General features: G+C 37.4%; 14 protein-coding genes. 9 read left to right on the forward strand and 5 right to left on the reverse strand.

Translation table 11 applies throughout. From position 1 onward, the window contains the following. Window positions 1-168: 168 nt before the first annotated feature. From I589_RS06600 to aroD, 5 genes are all read left to right on the forward strand, one after another. Entirely contained in the window at window positions 169-1,389 is a 1,221-nt protein-coding gene (locus I589_RS06600; protein WP_010768883.1) for an MFS transporter, read from the forward strand. Between the two features lie 12 nt (window positions 1,390-1,401). Then, a complete protein-coding gene (locus I589_RS06605; protein WP_010768882.1) occupies window positions 1,402-2,358 on the forward strand; it encodes an aldo/keto reductase in 957 nt (318 codons plus the stop codon). A 223-nt stretch (window positions 2,359-2,581) separates the two neighbouring features. Next, window positions 2,582-4,627 carry an oxidoreductase gene (locus I589_RS06610; RefSeq protein ID WP_010768881.1) on the forward strand — a complete coding sequence of 682 codons (2,046 nt, stop codon included), beginning with the start codon at window positions 2,582-2,584 and terminating at the stop codon, window positions 4,625-4,627. Between the two features lie 70 nt (window positions 4,628-4,697). Next, window positions 4,698-5,579 carry a shikimate dehydrogenase gene (locus tag I589_RS06615; RefSeq protein ID WP_010768880.1) on the forward strand — a complete coding sequence of 294 codons (882 nt, stop codon included), beginning with the start codon at window positions 4,698-4,700 and terminating at the stop codon, window positions 5,577-5,579. Window positions 5,580-5,661: 82 nt separating this feature from the next. Continuing rightward, window positions 5,662-6,417 (forward strand): type I 3-dehydroquinate dehydratase, encoded by a 756-nt coding sequence (aroD, locus tag I589_RS06620; protein ID WP_010768879.1) that lies wholly within the window; start codon window positions 5,662-5,664, stop codon window positions 6,415-6,417. A gap of 62 nt (window positions 6,418-6,479) precedes the next feature. Here the strand turns inward: aroD and I589_RS06625 are convergent, their stop codons facing one another. Then, window positions 6,480-7,520: a tagatose 1,6-diphosphate aldolase gene (locus tag I589_RS06625; RefSeq protein ID WP_010768878.1), complete on the reverse strand. Its 1,041-nt coding sequence runs from the start codon at window positions 7,518-7,520 to the stop codon at window positions 6,480-6,482. Window positions 7,521-7,650: 130 nt separating this feature from the next. Here I589_RS06625 and ybaK point away from each other — a divergent pair, with 130 nt between their 5' ends. Together ybaK and I589_RS06635 are read left to right on the forward strand one after the other, a co-directional pair. Continuing rightward, window positions 7,651-8,139, forward strand: coding sequence for a Cys-tRNA(Pro) deacylase (gene ybaK, locus I589_RS06630; RefSeq protein ID WP_010768877.1), 489 nt, complete (start codon window positions 7,651-7,653; stop codon window positions 8,137-8,139). Window positions 8,140-8,178: 39 nt separating this feature from the next. Then, window positions 8,179-8,877 (forward strand): DUF1963 domain-containing protein, encoded by a 699-nt coding sequence (locus I589_RS06635; RefSeq protein WP_010768876.1) that lies wholly within the window; start codon window positions 8,179-8,181, stop codon window positions 8,875-8,877. Window positions 8,878-8,933: 56 nt separating this feature from the next. Here I589_RS06635 and I589_RS06640 read toward each other — a convergent pair whose 3' ends face one another. Continuing rightward, complete coding sequence (locus I589_RS06640) at window positions 8,934-9,641, reverse strand: DUF1003 domain-containing protein (protein WP_010768875.1); 708 nt, start codon at window positions 9,639-9,641, stop codon at window positions 8,934-8,936. A 566-nt stretch (window positions 9,642-10,207) separates the two neighbouring features. Next, window positions 10,208-11,485 carry a BaiN/RdsA family NAD(P)/FAD-dependent oxidoreductase gene (locus I589_RS06645; RefSeq protein ID WP_010768874.1) on the reverse strand — a complete coding sequence of 426 codons (1,278 nt, stop codon included), beginning with the start codon at window positions 11,483-11,485 and terminating at the stop codon, window positions 10,208-10,210. Between the two features lie 127 nt (window positions 11,486-11,612). Here I589_RS06645 and gdhA point away from each other — a divergent pair, with 127 nt between their 5' ends. Further along, window positions 11,613-12,962, forward strand: coding sequence for an NADP-specific glutamate dehydrogenase (gene gdhA, locus I589_RS06650; RefSeq protein WP_034684764.1), 1,350 nt, complete (start codon window positions 11,613-11,615; stop codon window positions 12,960-12,962). Between the two features lie 123 nt (window positions 12,963-13,085). Further along, window positions 13,086-14,432, forward strand: coding sequence for a glucose-6-phosphate isomerase (locus I589_RS06655; RefSeq protein ID WP_010768872.1), 1,347 nt, complete (start codon window positions 13,086-13,088; stop codon window positions 14,430-14,432). 787 nt (window positions 14,433-15,219) lie between these two features. On the opposite strand, the gene I589_RS06660 is transcribed toward I589_RS06655, so the two are convergent. Next, entirely contained in the window at window positions 15,220-15,522 is a 303-nt protein-coding gene (locus tag I589_RS06660) for a DUF898 family protein (protein WP_010768870.1), read from the reverse strand. 306 nt (window positions 15,523-15,828) lie between these two features. Further along, a complete protein-coding gene (locus tag I589_RS18475; RefSeq protein WP_010768868.1) occupies window positions 15,829-15,978 on the reverse strand; it encodes a hypothetical protein in 150 nt (49 codons plus the stop codon). Between the last annotated feature and the right edge of the window lie 88 nt (window positions 15,979-16,066).

The raw sequence follows: 16,066 nt of genomic DNA on the forward strand, positions 1-16,066 counted from the left end.
AAATTGTACAGTTTTTTTGTAATTGATTGACAAAATATATGAATTTTATTTATGGAAGTGATAAAAATAATACATTAGATTAAATGAATGACAGCGATTATAATGAGGATATAAATAAATTGTGAATTATTGAACTTGAATAATTTATAAAAGGAGCGTAAAAAGACCATGCATAAAAACAAATTTTTTTTAACAGCACTGGCGTTGTATGTGAACTATTTTGTCCAGGGAATTCAAGCAATCATTCTTTCTCAAAATATTAACAGTTTTGCGGACAAATGGGGAACCACAACGAATACGGTTATGGGGGTTATTGCTATTACAGGAATTGGTAAGGTCATTGTCTTACTTTTTTCTGGGATGTTGTCTGACCGATTTGGTCGAAAACCGATTGCACTTATTGGAATGGTTGGATATATCCTATTTTTCGGTGGCTTAATGATTTGTACCAACGTAACGTTTGCCTATGTGCTAGCTTTCACAGCGGGTGCGGCAACTTCATTTCTTGATGGGGCGACGTATCCTGCACTTATGGAAATTTATCCAGATCAATCAAGTGTCGCTTCCGTTATTGTAAAAGGATTTATTGCGGCAGCTGGATTGTCTCCGATGTTTATTGCTTTCTTAAGTACAAATGGCTACTGGTTTGGTTGGTCATTAGTTGTTCCTTTTGTGTTAGTTGCTTTGAATTTTGTATTTATGCTTACACGTAAGTTTCCAGATGAGGTAGCAAAAGAGGTAACAGAATCACCAGTTGAGGAAGAAACAGAGTTTAAGGAAAAACCTAGCTATGCAATTGAAGGCGCGTTACTAATGGCATTTGCTTTCTTTATCTTTGCTACATTTTATTTATGGCAACAGACCTCTACGCTTTATGCAATGGATGTTGTTGGCATGTCCGAGGTTTCTGCGCGTGGCATTATGTCTTTATATAGTATTGGCAGTATACTTGCCGTTTTATTTACATCATTTATTATGGCGAAGGGCTTTAAAGACGTAACAGTGATGGTTGCTTATACATTTCTGTCTTCAGTTATTTTAGGAATCGTGTATATTTACCCGACTCAGCTTACATTAACGATTGGATCATTTGCGGTAGGATTCTTTGCAGCAGGTGGTGTACTGCAAATTGGGAATGCGATGTTAAGTCAGTTCTTCCCTAAAGGAAAAGGAAAAAATACAAGTATTTATAATGTCTTTATGGCAAGCGGTGCCTATATTGTGCCTGCTGTAACAAAAGCATTGATGGAAATTGATTTTACAAAGGTACTCTTGTTAAATGTTGGCGTATCAACGGTTTGCTTTATTTTATCAGCTGCATTAGCTGTTCGCTATCGAAAAGTATTTGGTGAAAAATTACTTAGTGGATGGAAAAAAGTTACTCAATAGGAGGAAAAGATAATGGAATATTGTACAGTCAAAGGATTAGATAAAAAGGTGGCACGTATTGCGTTAGGTACAGGCTGGTTTTCACCCGAGGACAAAGAAGTCATTTTTGAATTGATGGATGAATATGTGGCGCAAGGCGGAAATGTGATTGATACAGGTCGTTTTTATAATGGCGGTAAAGCAGAGACCGTCATTACAGAATGGCTAAAAGAAAGGGGAAATCGTGAATCACTCGTTTTAGTCAACAAAGCCTGTCATCATTATGTGGATGAAAATAATGTTCATCATCCTGAAAAAAATCGTGTTGGCGAAGAATTTATTACAGAGGATTTAGAATATAGTTTATCAAATATGGGGGTAGACTCATTTGATATTTATGTTCTTCATCGTGACAACGTAGACGTTCCTGTCTCAGAGCTGATGGATCGATTGGAACTTCATCATAAAGAAGGCAAAATTGCCGCCTACGGAGTTTCTAACTGGACTATTGAACGTATTGAAGAAGCGAATGCTTATTGTAAAGAAAAAGGGTATCAAGGAATCACTGTAAATAGTCCTTCATATACCTTGGCAACCATCCAAAAACCTCGCTGGGTAGGAACTGTTTACGTAGATTCCGACTATGTGAAGAAAAACAATGAAGAAGGAATTACAGTCATGAGCTGGGGCGCACAAGGAGCAGGGTTCTTTGTGCCATTGTGGAAATCAATTGATGCAGAGGCACCACAAGATATTAAAGATGCATTCTTTACAGAAGAAAACTTTGAGAAACTTGCTCGTGTAGAAGCTATGGCAAAAACAAAAGAAGCAGAACCCATTAATATTGCGTTAGCATATGTATTAAATGAACGCTTTGATGTTTTAGCAAGTATTGGACCAAGAAATAAAAAGGAATTGTTATCAAGTTTACACGCAAGTCGCGTTCATTTATCAGAAGAGGAACTGGCTTATTTGGAATTAAAAAAATAAACAGCCTATGATAAGAGCAGGTAAAAAGATTTGACGCTCTAAATCAGATTGAGTGTAAGAGAAAGAGACTAGAGTGACTATCTCAGTCTCTTCTTTTTAATAGATAGATAAATATAATTTATGGATATTAAGTATAAAAAGCATTGGAATTTATCGTTCGAGCCGATTACACTTTAGATAGAAGATAATGTGAAAAGAGTAACGAATGAAAAGAGGAGTAAAAATGGAAAAATATACGGCTTTATTTGAACCACTGACAATTAAACGAATGACCTTAAAAAATCGTGTGATTATGCCTCCTATGGGGACGAACTTTGCAAATGTAGATGGTTCATTCAATGAAGAACATATGGCGTATTACGAACAACGTGCAAAGGGCGGCACAGCATTGATTACATTGGAAAATGTCTGCTTTGATTATCCTATGGGGACAAATGGAACAACGCAGCTTCGAATGGACAACGATCAATACATTCCGGGTCTTTGGAAGTTTAACGAAAAAATGCATGCTTACGGAGCAAAAACCTCTGTACAAATTAATCATGCAGGAGCTTCAGCATACGGCTTACGTTTAGAAGGAAAACAGGCGGTCTCAGCATCTGACGTCCCAAGTAAAAAAGGAAATCCAATTCCACGTCCGTTAGAAGTAGCCGAAATATATGAGATTATTGATAAATATGCGCAAGGAGCCTTGAGAGCGCAACGTGCAGGGTTTGACTGTGTTGAAATCCATGCAGGACACTCTTACTTGATTAGTCAATTTTTGTCGCCGCTTTATAACAAGCGAACAGATGAATTTGGCGGTTCAAAGGAAAATAGAAGCCGCTTTGCAAAGCTTGTTGTTCAAGCTGTCAGAAAAGCAGTGGGTCCTTTCTTCCCAATTTCAGTGAGGTTCAGTGCCGATGAGCTGTTGGAGGGGGGAAACACGCTAGAAGACACGCTAGATGTGTTACATGAATTTGCGGAAGAAGCAGATATCTTAAATGTTTCTGCTGCATTGAATGACAGTCTGCAATATCAAATTGATAAAATGAATCTTGAAGATGGCTGGCGCAGTTATATGGCAAAAGCAGTAAAAGAACGATTTCCAGAAAAGATAGTTATCACGTCAGGAAACATCAGAAGCCCTAAGCGTGCGGCTGAAATACTTGAAGATGGCGATGCAGATTTATTAGCAATGGGCCGCGGATTAATTGCAGAACCCAACTGGGTTAATAAAGTTCAAAATGGGCAAGAGCATCTTCTTAGAAAATGTATTTCTTGTAATATTGGCTGTGCCGATCATCGAATTGCCAAATCACGTCCAATTCGTTGTACGGTGAATCCAGATTTATACTATGAAGATGACTATAAACAAACAATGCTGTCACAACCAATGAAGATGGTGGTTATCGGTGGTGGAACAGCTGGATTAGAAGCAGCTGCTTCTGCTGCAGAAATTGGAGTAGAGGTTGAGCTGTATGAACAAAAATCATATCTTGGAGGATTAGGACACGAGATTGCTCGATTCCCAGACAAAAAACGGATTGATGACTTTATCACCTACCAAATCAATCGTTGCGAAGAACTGAGTAATCTATCGATTCATTTAAATCAGCCATTTCATATAAATGAGCTCTCAGAAAAGAAACCAGATATTATCGTGAATGCAACAGGTGCCACCCCATTGTTGCCACCAATTAAGGGATTATCAGAACAGCTAGCGAAAACAAGCCGACACGTCTTTTCAATTTTTGATATTCTAAATCATATGGAAGATTTCCAAGAATTTGAAGGAAAAGAAATTGTAGTGATTGGTGGAGGTGCAGTAGGACTGGACGTAGTAGAATACTATGCTGAACGTGGAGCTAAAAAAGTGAGTATTGTAGAAATGCAGGGAGAATTAGGCAAAGACTTAGACTTAATTACTAAGCTTTCTATGATGGAGATTGTGAATGATTATGGTGTGAATGTTTACACGTCTACGCGGTTATTAGAAGTAAAAGAGGACCGATTCATTGTTGAAAAGTCAGATGGAAAACTAGAAGAGCTTTCCTTTGATTTGGGCTTTGTTTGCTTGGGTATGCGCGCCCACGCGCCACTGTTACCTGAATTAGAAGGGTATGCAAAAAAAACAAATACCGTCTTGCTAAATATTGGTGATAGTAAAGTTGCAAGACGAATCATGGAAGGAACTAGAGAAGCACGTGACGTTATTGAAGAAGTGAAACTTCTTGATAAGCACTTGAGTGAATCAAAGAAAACAACTGCATTGCAATCCATTTATTAAAAACAAGTTTATAAAAAGAGGCCGGGACAGAAGCATTTCTATCCTGACCTCAAGTATCGGAGGGAACATAATGGGAGAAAGAATCACCGGTCATACGTTACTAATTGGGTTACTTGCCACACCTATTCGTCATAGCTTATCTCCAAAAATGCATAATGAGTCATTTGCAAAGCTAGGATTGGATTATGCTTATCTTGCATTTGAAGTAGGAAATGAAGAATTGGAAGGTGCTGTGCAGGGAATTCGTTCATTAGGACTCCGCGGCGCTAATATCTCCATGCCAAATAAACAAGCTATCATTCCTTATCTAGACGAGTTGACCCCGGCGGCCAAGCTTATTGGTGCGGTAAACACCGTCATAAATAAAGATGGCCTGGGCTATTTAGTAGGGGACGTAACTGATGGAACAGGAGCTATGCAAGCGTTACGAGATGAAGAAGTGGATGTGAGAGACCAAACGATTACAATCACAGGAGCAGGCGGAGCGGCTACAGCGATTGCCATACAAGCTGCATTAGACGGTGCAAAAGAGTTTCATTTATTTAACAGAAAAGATGCACTCTTTGCTAATGTCGTTGAAACAGCTGAAAAAATTAATCAACATACGAAAGCCACTGCAATTGTGTATGACTTAGCTGATCAGGAGTCTTTTAAAGAGGCAGTTCAAAAGAGCAGTATTTATGTCGATGCAACAGGTGTTGGAATGAAACCTTTAGAAAACTTAAGCTTGATTAATGATGCAGAACTGATTCATGAAGATTTAGTTGTTTTTGATGTGGTCTATAGTCCACGGGAAACTAAACTTCTTACCTTTGCAAAAGAGCATGGAGCAAAGAAGACCATCAATGGATTAGGAATGATGCTGCATCAAGGTGCAGAGTCATTTAAACAATTTACAGGAGAAGACATGCCTGTAGATTATATCAGAGAGTTATTATTTGAAGAAGAGTAGCTTTTTTATAGTTTTTTAAAAGATGGCAGATTTGCTTTTTTTCCTGTAAAATGTTAACTAGTAAAGAGGAGGAGTCGGATAAATGAGAACGGTCACTGTAGAAGATGTAACTATCGGAGAAGGACTACCCAAACTAATTGTTCCGTTGGTTGGACAAACCAGCGAAGAGTTAATAAAAGAGTCAGAATTCATTTCTCAATTACCCTGTGATATTGTGGAATGGCGAGTTGATTTTTATGAGAAGGTTCTCGATTTTTCAATCGTTTCGTCATTTTCAAAAACGATTAAGAAAGCGATAAAAAAACCGTTGTTAATCACTTTCCGGAGTAAAAAAGAGGGTGGAGAAAAGGAACTTCCTACAGAACAGTATTTTCAGCTTTATCAAGAAATTATCCAAAATGGGCAATGCGACTTGTTAGATATTGAACTATTTATGCCTGAAAAAGAAGTGTCTGAGACGATTGCTCTGGCACATCAAAAAGGAATAAAAGTCATTATGTGTAATCATGAGTTTCATCATACGCCGTCTATGGAAGAAATCCTCTCTCGTCTGCAAAAAATGCAGGATAAAAACGCAGATATTTGTAAACTAGCTGTCATGCCGAATACACCAGAAGATGTATTGACGTTACTAACAGCAACAGAGACTATGTATAGGGAGTATGCTGACCGTCCGATAATCACTATGTCCATGGGCGCATTAGGAATGGTTAGCCGAATTACTGGAGAGCTTACAGGCTCCAGTGCAACGTTTGGGTCAGCGGTGAAAGCCTCTGCACCAGGTCAGATACCGATTGGCGAGTTAAAGGAAATGATTGAGACGCTGAAATTATCTTAAAAATCTTTATAAAGACGATAAAAAAACTTCGCATAAGAATATTTTCTTATGCGAAGGTTTCTTTAGTTCATAACATCAATATCAAACACTTCAATATTCTCTAATCCGCCATAAGCGTCATACCAAGGTTTTGCATAGTCTGAAAGGATTTGGTTTAATTCTTCCACATTTTCTTTTCCCTGTGTATCTAGCCAATGAATGAGGGCTTCTTTTCCTTGTTTTCCATAAATTTCCACACCATCACGCCAAGTTGCTCGCCCACCTAAAATACCAGAGTAGTTTGCTCCGTGTTTTCCGGCAAAGATGAGTTCGTCTCGGAAAATTTCTGCAGGGACACCAGCACTTAAGTATATGAATGGGCGTGTGGCTGCGTCACTTGCTTCTTTAAAATAAGCTGCGGCTTCTTCCTGTGTATAAACAGGGGAAACTCCTTTTGCGGTGTAGCCTTCAACCAGGTTAAATAAGACAGGCACTTCTATTTTTAGAATATCAATGTGATATTTGTCTTTTGTAAATTCTTTGATGGTATCAATCACTTTTTTGGGTTTTATTTTTGCAAATTCTGCCGAATGCTCGTCAAGAATGTCATTGTCATAAACAATTGGTTCAACAAAAACAGGAATGTCTGCTGCCAGCGCTTCTGTGCCTAAACGTTCGAGAAATGCGTGTTTACTGTCCAGAATTTCTTTAGGATCATCTGGATTATAATAAACTAAAACTTTAGCTGCATCGGCTCCTTTTGCTAGCAAACGAATTAATGATTCATTTGGCAACAATTCAGGTAAACGTCCAGGGGTAGAAACATCGTAGCCAGTTTTTTCATACGACATAATTAATCCAGCCGCTGGATTTTTTGCTGAAATTCCTTTGAACCCATATTCTTCATCCAATAAAATAGCACTGACATACTTAGTTAATTCTTGAGACACTAGCTCTTTAAATTCATAGACATGATCCATTGTAAAGTGTTCAGGTCCGACAGCAGCTTCCATCATTTTTTTCATAGAGCCTCGTTGGTCAATAGCTAAGGCGGCGATGACTCCTTGATTATTTGAAAGTTGTTGCATTTTTTCAAATTTTCCTCTAGAAATTCTTGTTTTCATCTCTATGTCCTCCTTCATCATTCTATCTTCAGTGTACCTCTAGTTCTATGAGGAACCAAATAAAACGGTCTTTTCTCTTTTTGTTGCGTTGTCTCATAATTTTGGTAGACTAGATTTGAGGTGAAAGAGGATGGCAAAGAAAAAAACTTTGGCGAAAACCAATGCAATTCGATTAGTTGAACAAAAAAAAATTCCTTATATAGAACATGAATATGAATGGTCAGAAGATCACGTAGGTGCGTTGGAAGTTGCAGAGCAGTTAAACCAAAATAAGAGTCAAATCTTTAAAACACTTGTGACTACTGGAAATAAAACGGGACCCGTAGTGGCAGTTATCCCGGGTAATCAAGAACTGGATTTGAAGAAGTTGGCAAAAGCGAGTGGCAATAAAAAGATTGAGATGCTTCATTTAAAGGATTTGGAGGCGACTACAGGCTACATACGTGGCGGGTGCTCACCTATCGGAATGAAGAAGCTGTTTCCAACGTACATTGATGCGACGGCCAATGAGTTTGATGCGATTATTATTTCAGCTGGACGAAGAGGGCTACAGATGGAGCTTGCACCAAAAGGGATTCAGGCATTAACGAACGCGCAGTTTAAAGATTTATTATTGTAAGCTGTTGAATGTGAACGCAAAAAAGAGAAGGGAGCCCTTATGACGATAGAAGAAATTAAGCAGGTGCTTGGAAAAAAAGCAACAACGTTTGTTGCTGGAGGCTTTCGTCCAACCTTTCAAGTAGAAGAAAGCTGGATTGGAAAAGTCGAGTGGTTTTTAAAGGAGGAGGAGATTCCGACTGATGATGACGGCTTGCTTATGCTTCCATTAATGCAACTGTACCTGGAAAATTTGCCTTTTGTACCAGAAGCGTTAGAGGGAATAAAACTTTTAACCGTTTTTGTTTCTCAAAATATACCGAGTGATATTTTACCATCTGGTTCTTACTGGACTGTACGAGAGTATCATACGTTAGACTGCCTTGAGCGAAAAAAACTAACTCATTCTTCTAGTTTTTTAACTCCGTTTCCATTAAAACCGAGTTTTATTGAAGAAGATTTCCCGATTTGGGATGATGAGTATAGCTTCTCCAAAACTGTGGAAAATGAAATTTTGCGGTTGGAGAAAGAGGGGAGTATTGAAAGTTATTACGCGACATTTGATCAGAACTATGAGCATAAATTAGGAGGGTATCCAACCTATTGTCAATCAGGCATTTCTTTTGGTGAAGGATTTGAATTTGTTTTACAGATTACTTCTGATTCAAAGGTAGGTTTTTCTATTGGTGATTCAGGAATCCTTTTTTTAGCAAAAAATAAAGAAACAAGAGAGTGGCTACTCTACTGGGATTGCTACTAGAAAGACTCACTTTTCAGCAAAGTCTATTAAAGAGACTTGTTAAAAAGTGAGTCTTTTTATTTTGCTTCGGGATGGTTGAGCTGTTCCTGCAGCTCTCCTAAGAGTTCAATTTGTATGTGTTGCATTTCTACAAGATGCTGCCATTGTGTGTTAAGTAAGTAGTCCATCTTTTCATGAAGTAGATTGATTTCTATTTCTGCTTTTAAGTTTACTTTATAATCGTTTGTTGCTTGTTTACGATCTCGCTCTTCTTGACGATTTTGACTCATCATAATAATGGGCGCTTGAATTGCAGCAAGACAGGACAAAGCAAGATTTAGAAGGATGAAAGGGTAGGTGTCAAAGGGGTGAAAAAAAAGACCAGTGACATTCAACAAAATCCAGCCAAACAAGATACCCATGAATAGAAAAATAAACGGCCAACTTCCGCCAAACTTAGCAATGGAGTCGGCTGCTCTTTGTCCAAGGGTAAGATTTTTTTCGACGGTTTGATTTAGATTATTGGAGATAGTTTCATTGTTTTTTATGGTTTGAACAATACTGGTATTAAGCGACTCCATTTTTTCAGAGTCTGTTGAAATCATGCTCTTCATATAGTCTAAACGATAATCAAGTAGTTCAGAAAATGTCAGAAGGGTGTCTTTTGTATACTCTGGATGTTTTTGTTTAATAAATGATTGAATTTCTGCTTCAACTGATCCAAGTAGTAAGGAGTTTACATGTGCGTGACCTGTTTGTTTATGTAGCGATTTCTTTTCATTCATTGTTTTTCCCCCTAATTAAAGTCTATAAGGCTATCATACAGTGAATTAGAAAATTCAGAAATTAAAACGGACTAAAAAAAAGAGAGGAGGGCATAGAGAAGGGTAGCTTCTTAGGATAAGGAAAATCCTGTGTATTCACAGAAGTAAATTATAGAGGGCACACCTCAGAAGTGGTTCAGCTCCAAGAACCAAGTAGGTACTGTGTGTCATTAGAAGTGGAGTTATGCAAGTTCAGCTTATTTTCGGAGCCTTTAACTCTAGTCCTATATCTAGAAGTTGTTGAGAGCGAAACGAAATGGAGATGAGTTCTCCCTAAACATGTAGTGGGGATGATTTCCTTCTTTATTAAGAGTTTACGAGGGCTGGATATAACTAATTAAGTTGTTCCCACCTTTGTAAAACCTTAATAAACGGCGGGAACAGAAGTAACTCCTTCGAAAATAAGCTGAACACTTCTGTCCCGACCTCTCGTCGTTAAGATGTTAAAAATACAAAATAGCATTGTTTAAGTTAGGTCTTGTTTCTTGTAAAATCTTAAAAAAGACTGACAATCAAAGCAATTCTAATCAATAACTAGCTGAGGTGTAAGAGGCTGCTTCTGCTGCATGCTGTCCTGCAACGTGTCCGGTGACAAATGCTGCAGTAATGTTGAAACCGCCAGTATACCCATTGACATCTAACAACTCTCCAGCAAAAAACAATCCTTGAATAAGCTTACTTTCCATTGTTTTTGGATTCACTTCTTTTAATGAGATACCTCCGCCAGTTACAAAAGATTTTTCAATTGGAAAGGTCTTGGAAACAGTAAACTCAAACTGTTTACATAAATGAATAAAATCAGCAATCTGTACTTCTGTCACTTGTGGTGCAGAAAGATCAAGTATCCCTGCTTTTTCTAAATAAAAATCTAGTAGACGTTCAGGGAGAAGTCCACGTAATGCGTTTGCGACAGATTTTTTAGAGTCTTTTAACAGGGCGTGTACTTTACTAGATAGCTCTTGAGAAGAAACCTCTGGAAAGCAGTCCAAGCGAAGGGTTACAGGTTGTCCTTCAGATGCTTCCAGCTCCTGATTTACAAAGCTGGAACAGCGGAGTGCAGCAGGTCCGGAAACACCAAAATGTGTAAATAAAAGATCCATGATGTGTTCCGTTAAGATTTTGCCGTTTTTTGTTAAAACTTGTAGGGAAATATCATCTAGAGATAGTCCTTGTAAGGTTCGTTTTTGGATAAAAGATTCTTCTGAAATCATTGGTGATTCTGTCGCATAGAGACGAGTCACCGTATGACCTACTTTTTTTGCGATACGATAGCCATCTCCTGTTGCTCCTGTAGAAGGATAAGTCCGTCCGCCAGTTGTTAAAATGACACAAGGTGCTCGAAACTCTTCAAGCTCTGTTCGTATTCCGTATATTTGACCTTCTTTATGAACTAACTTTTCTACTTTGGAACCAAAATGTAGGGTTACATTTAAATCAGTTAAACGCTGAATCAACGTTTCTATGATTGTTTTTGATTTATTTGTGATAGGAAACATACGTCCATGGTCTTCTTCTTTTAAATGAACGCCATTACTTTCAAAAAAATTCATAATATCAAAATTTGTCCACTGAGAAAATGCACTGTACAAAAATTTTCCATTTCCAGGAATGTGTGCGATTAAATCATCTACGGGGCGATTATTTGTGACATTACAGCGCCCACCACCTGTCATTAACAGTTTTTTTCCAGCTTTTTTATTTTTTTCTACTAATAAAACCTTGGCTCCATTTTCAGCAGCAGAAATAGCTGCCATCATGCCGCTTGTTCCAGCGCCAACAACGATTACATCAAATGTGGTTGTCATTTCTTCACCTCATGCATGAGTTTATCATAAATTATGGAAAAATTCAGAAAAAATTCATCTAAGCAGATGCCAAGAGAGGAAAAGTGCGATACAATAGGAGCTACAAAGAATGAAGGAGAGTGAAACTATGACAGAAGCAAAACAATATGTAGCGTCAATTCAACAAATGATTCGAGAAAAAGATGCAGGACAAACAGAATTTATTCAAGCAGTGGATGAACTTTTACCAACGGTGACCGCATTTTTAGAAGAGCACCCTGAATATGTTGAACAAAACATTTTAGGTGTGCTAGTTGAGCCAGAACGTATTATTCAATTTCGTGTTCCTTGGCAAGATGATAAAGGCAATTGGCAAGTGAATCGTGGCTATCGAATTCAATATAACTCTGCATTAGGCCCATACAAAGGCGGTTTACGTTTTCATCCAAGTGTAAATTTAAGCATTTTGAAGTTCTTAGCATTTGAACAAATCTTCAAAAATAGTTTGACTGGGTTACCGATTGGCGGAGGAAAAGGTGGAAGTGACTTTGATCCAAAAGGAAAGTCAGATGCTGAAATTATGCGTTTTTGCCAAAGTTTCATGACAGAGCTATCAAAACATATTGGTCCAAATATTGATGTTCCAGCGGGTGATATTGGTGTAGGCGGACGGGAAATCGGCTACTTATTTGGTGCATACAAACGTTTGAAACAATATGATGCAGGTGTATTAACAGGGAAGCCATTGGACTTTTGGGGTAGCAAAGGTCGGACAGAAGCAACAGGTTATGGCTTAGTTTATTTTGTGAAACATTTGCTTGCAAATGATCAAGATTCCTTTGAAGGAAAAGAAGTATTTGTTTCAGGTAGCGGAAACGTAGCAATTTATGCTATCGAAAAAGCGCAGGAATTGGGAGCTAAAGTGACGACTTGTTCTGATTCTAGTGGGTTTATTTATGATCCAGCAGGTATTGATTTAGAATTATTGAAAGAAATTAAAGAAGTGAAGCGTGAACGGTTAACAGAGTACGCAAACCAACGTTCATCAGCGGAATACTTTGCAGGTGAATCTGTTTGGAATTTAGATAAGCCAGTAGATATCGCTTTACCATGTGCGACTCAAAATGAAATTCATAAAGAGCAAGCCAGTCTTTTGGTTAAAAATGGTGTGAAAATCGTCGGCGAAGGAGCAAACATGCCTTGTACAATCGACGCAGTAGAGGTATTGCTTGAAAAAGGGGTTTATTATTGTCCAGGGAAAGCAGCAAATGCTGGTGGAGTAGCTGTTTCAGCACTAGAAATGAGTCAAAACTCTCAACGTTTATCATGGACAAAAGAAGACGTTGATCAAAAGTTGGATGACATCATGTTAGCTATTTATGAAACCTGTCGCGATACAGCAAAAAACTATGGCGAGGAAAAGAATTTAATGATGGGTGCAAACGTAGCTGGATTTGGAAAAGTAGCCAAAGCAATGCTTGCACAAGGATTGGTATAGATAGCTTTTTATATAAGCAAAAAGGCGAGACCTTTTTGCTTATTTACTTGAAATAAGTGAGAAAAAAACGTAAAGTAATAGATGTATGAATATGAAGTTTACTTTCAAGGAGGACAAAAAAACATGTCACACATTCAATTTGATTATTCAAAAGTAGCACCATTTGTAAATGACCATGAATTGGGCTACATGCAAAGTGCAGTAACAGCTGCGCACAATACTTTGCGTGAAGGAACAGGCGCGGGAAGCGATTTTCGTGGGTGGATAGACTTACCAAAAAATTATGATAAAGATGAATTTGCTCGAATTAAAAAAGCAGCAGAAAAAATTCAATCAGATTCTGAAGTTTTAGTAGTAATCGGAATTGGGGGATCTTATCTTGGTGCTCGTGCAGCAATTGATTTCTTGAATCATAGCTTCTTTAACTTATTAGATAAAAAAGACCGTAAAGCACCACAAATCTTTTTTGCTGGAAACTCAATCAGCTCAACTTATTTAGCTGATTTAATCGAAGTGATTGGTGACCGTGATTTCTCTGTAAATGTTATCTCAAAATCTGGGACAACTACTGAACCAGCTATTGCTTTTCGTGTATTTAAAGAATTACTTGTAAAAAAATATGGTCAAGAAGAAGCAAATAAACGCATTTACGCAACAACAGATAAAGCAAAAGGTGCAGTAAAGGTTGAAGCGGATGCTGAAAACTGGGAAACATTTGTTATTCCTGATGATGTTGGCGGACGTTTTTCTGTCTTAACAGCCGTAGGTTTATTACCAATTGCAGCAAGTGGTGCAGACATTGAAGCATTGATGCAAGGTGCCGCAGATGCAAGTGATGCATATTCAAGTGATAAGTTAGAAGAAAACGAAGCCTATCAATATGCGGCAATGCGTAATATTTTATACCGTAAGGGTAAAGTTACTGAATTGTTAATTAACTATGAACCAGGAATGCAATATTTCTCTGAATGGTGGAAACAATTATTCGGTGAATCTGAAGGGAAAGACCAAAAAGGAATCTATCCTTCAAGCGCGAATTTTTCAACAGATCTACATTCTCTTGGTCAATATATTCAAGAAGGACGCCGCAATATTTTTGAAACAGTAGTGAAGGTTGAAAAACCTCGTAAATCTGTAGCGATTCCAACACAAGAAGCGGACTTAGATGGTTTAGGCTATCTACAAGGAAAAGAAGTTGATTTCGTCAATACAAAAGCATTTGAAGGAACGTTATTAGCACACACAGATGGTGATGTTCCTAACCTGCTAGTGAAAATTCCAGCAATGGATGCATACACTCTAGGTTATACGATGTACTTCTTTGAAATTGCAGTAGGCATCTCAGGCTACTTAAATGGCGTAAATCCATTTGACCAGCCAGGTGTGGAAGCATACAAAAAAAATATGTTCGCACTTCTTGGCAAACCAGGATTTGAAGAGTTAGCAAAAGAGTTAAACGAACGTTTATAATGAAGTCGATTCATAAGTGTTCAGCTTATTTGGGGAATTTTCAACTCTAGCATGTTCCATGCATAGAAGTTGTTGAGAACCAAATGAAGTGGTGATCTTTATTAAAATTATACGAGGGTAGAATTTAACTTAGATAGTTATATTCTACCTTCGTAATCGTCAGAAAAAGCACTCTAGGAGTGAGTCCAAAAGATATCTAGAACATAACTATAAAAGTTATGTTCTAGATATCTTGGAATTACTTCACAGGAGTGCTTTTTGTATTATCTTTTGAATAATTTGCTTAATCTATTGATTGTTGGACATATCTACGCCTAAAAACAGACATTCTTTTTTTCCCACATAGAATACGAATTGGTTTATTGTTCTCATGATAAAGATAAATGGGGTACATATTTGGAAGCCGACGAATAGGGATACTCTGACCAAATGAAAGAGTGTATTCTTTTAAGGAATATGATTTATGACGCAAACCAGCAAATGAGTAAATATGAACGAATTGATTAGAAATTTTTATGCAGGATAGCTGATATAAACAGAAAAAGCAAAGAGACAAGAGCGAGATTGAAAAGAATAGCCAGTAGATTAGCTCTGCAGCATATTCTGTAAAGGAAAAGATACTCCAGGAAATCAAAAGAATTAAGTAGAATAGTGAAAGAAAAAGTGCTGGATAATAGCACAAGAATGTTTTTCTCAAAAAGTTACCTCCATTTGATTGTTGCTGTAAAAAAAGAACGACAGCATTCGGATAGTAGTTTAATAAATAGTTGTGAAAAATAATCTATATTTATAGTACATGAGTGTGTTTTGTAATCCATTGCTGTAGTTTAATATTTAACCAAAAACTATAGATGCCCAAAGTAATAACAGTGAGGAAAAACCATTTTATCCAATGAGCAAAAAGCTGAGTAGCTGTACCGTCAAAATAAAGTCTTCTTCCGTCAATTACTGTATGTTTTATCTTCCAATTGTATAACATACACAATCCCCAAGGTGCACAAATCCCTAAAGTTAATACTGTTATAAGTGCTGCAAGTATGGACGTACCAATATAGGTAGCGAGCCCGCCATCAAAGTAAGATTGCTTCATTTATTTTCCTCAATTCTTCTTTTTTTTATTAAAAACAATTATACCAAAAAAGAAAACAAAGATTACTAGAAATGTGTAAAAAATTGGCGGGAGGGGTGAACTAGTTTTAGAGAGGATTATTCTATGTAGAAGGAGGATGATTTCAGTCATATAGTAAAGTAGATAGAGGAAGAATAGGGTTTGATAGAGGGGAAGAGAAATGAAAAAATTAGTCAAGAAACAAAAAAGACGTCTTGTAGTGGGTTTCTACAGACGTCTTTCACTGATTATCCGAACTGGAATCATTCATTTTGATGGGCACGCTCCTTAAATGTTTTTTTTCAATTCTTTAATTGCATCTTCGATAGTGATACCATAAGCAAAATTTGCTTCATCGTGCGCATCAATTGCCATAAATTTGTTTTGAACCGTGTCAAAAGCAATTCGGTATTCAATATTTGTTTGTGTAAATGTCATGAGTCACTCCTCCTTTATTCTTTAATTGAAGAAGTTCATTCTTCGGTATTTACTATAGCATGTGGAAAAAGATGAAGCAAAGAATAAG

The organism is Enterococcus phoeniculicola ATCC BAA-412, assembly GCF_000407505.1.
GTDB classification, from domain to species: Bacteria; Bacillota; Bacilli; order Lactobacillales; family Enterococcaceae; genus Enterococcus_K; species Enterococcus_K phoeniculicola.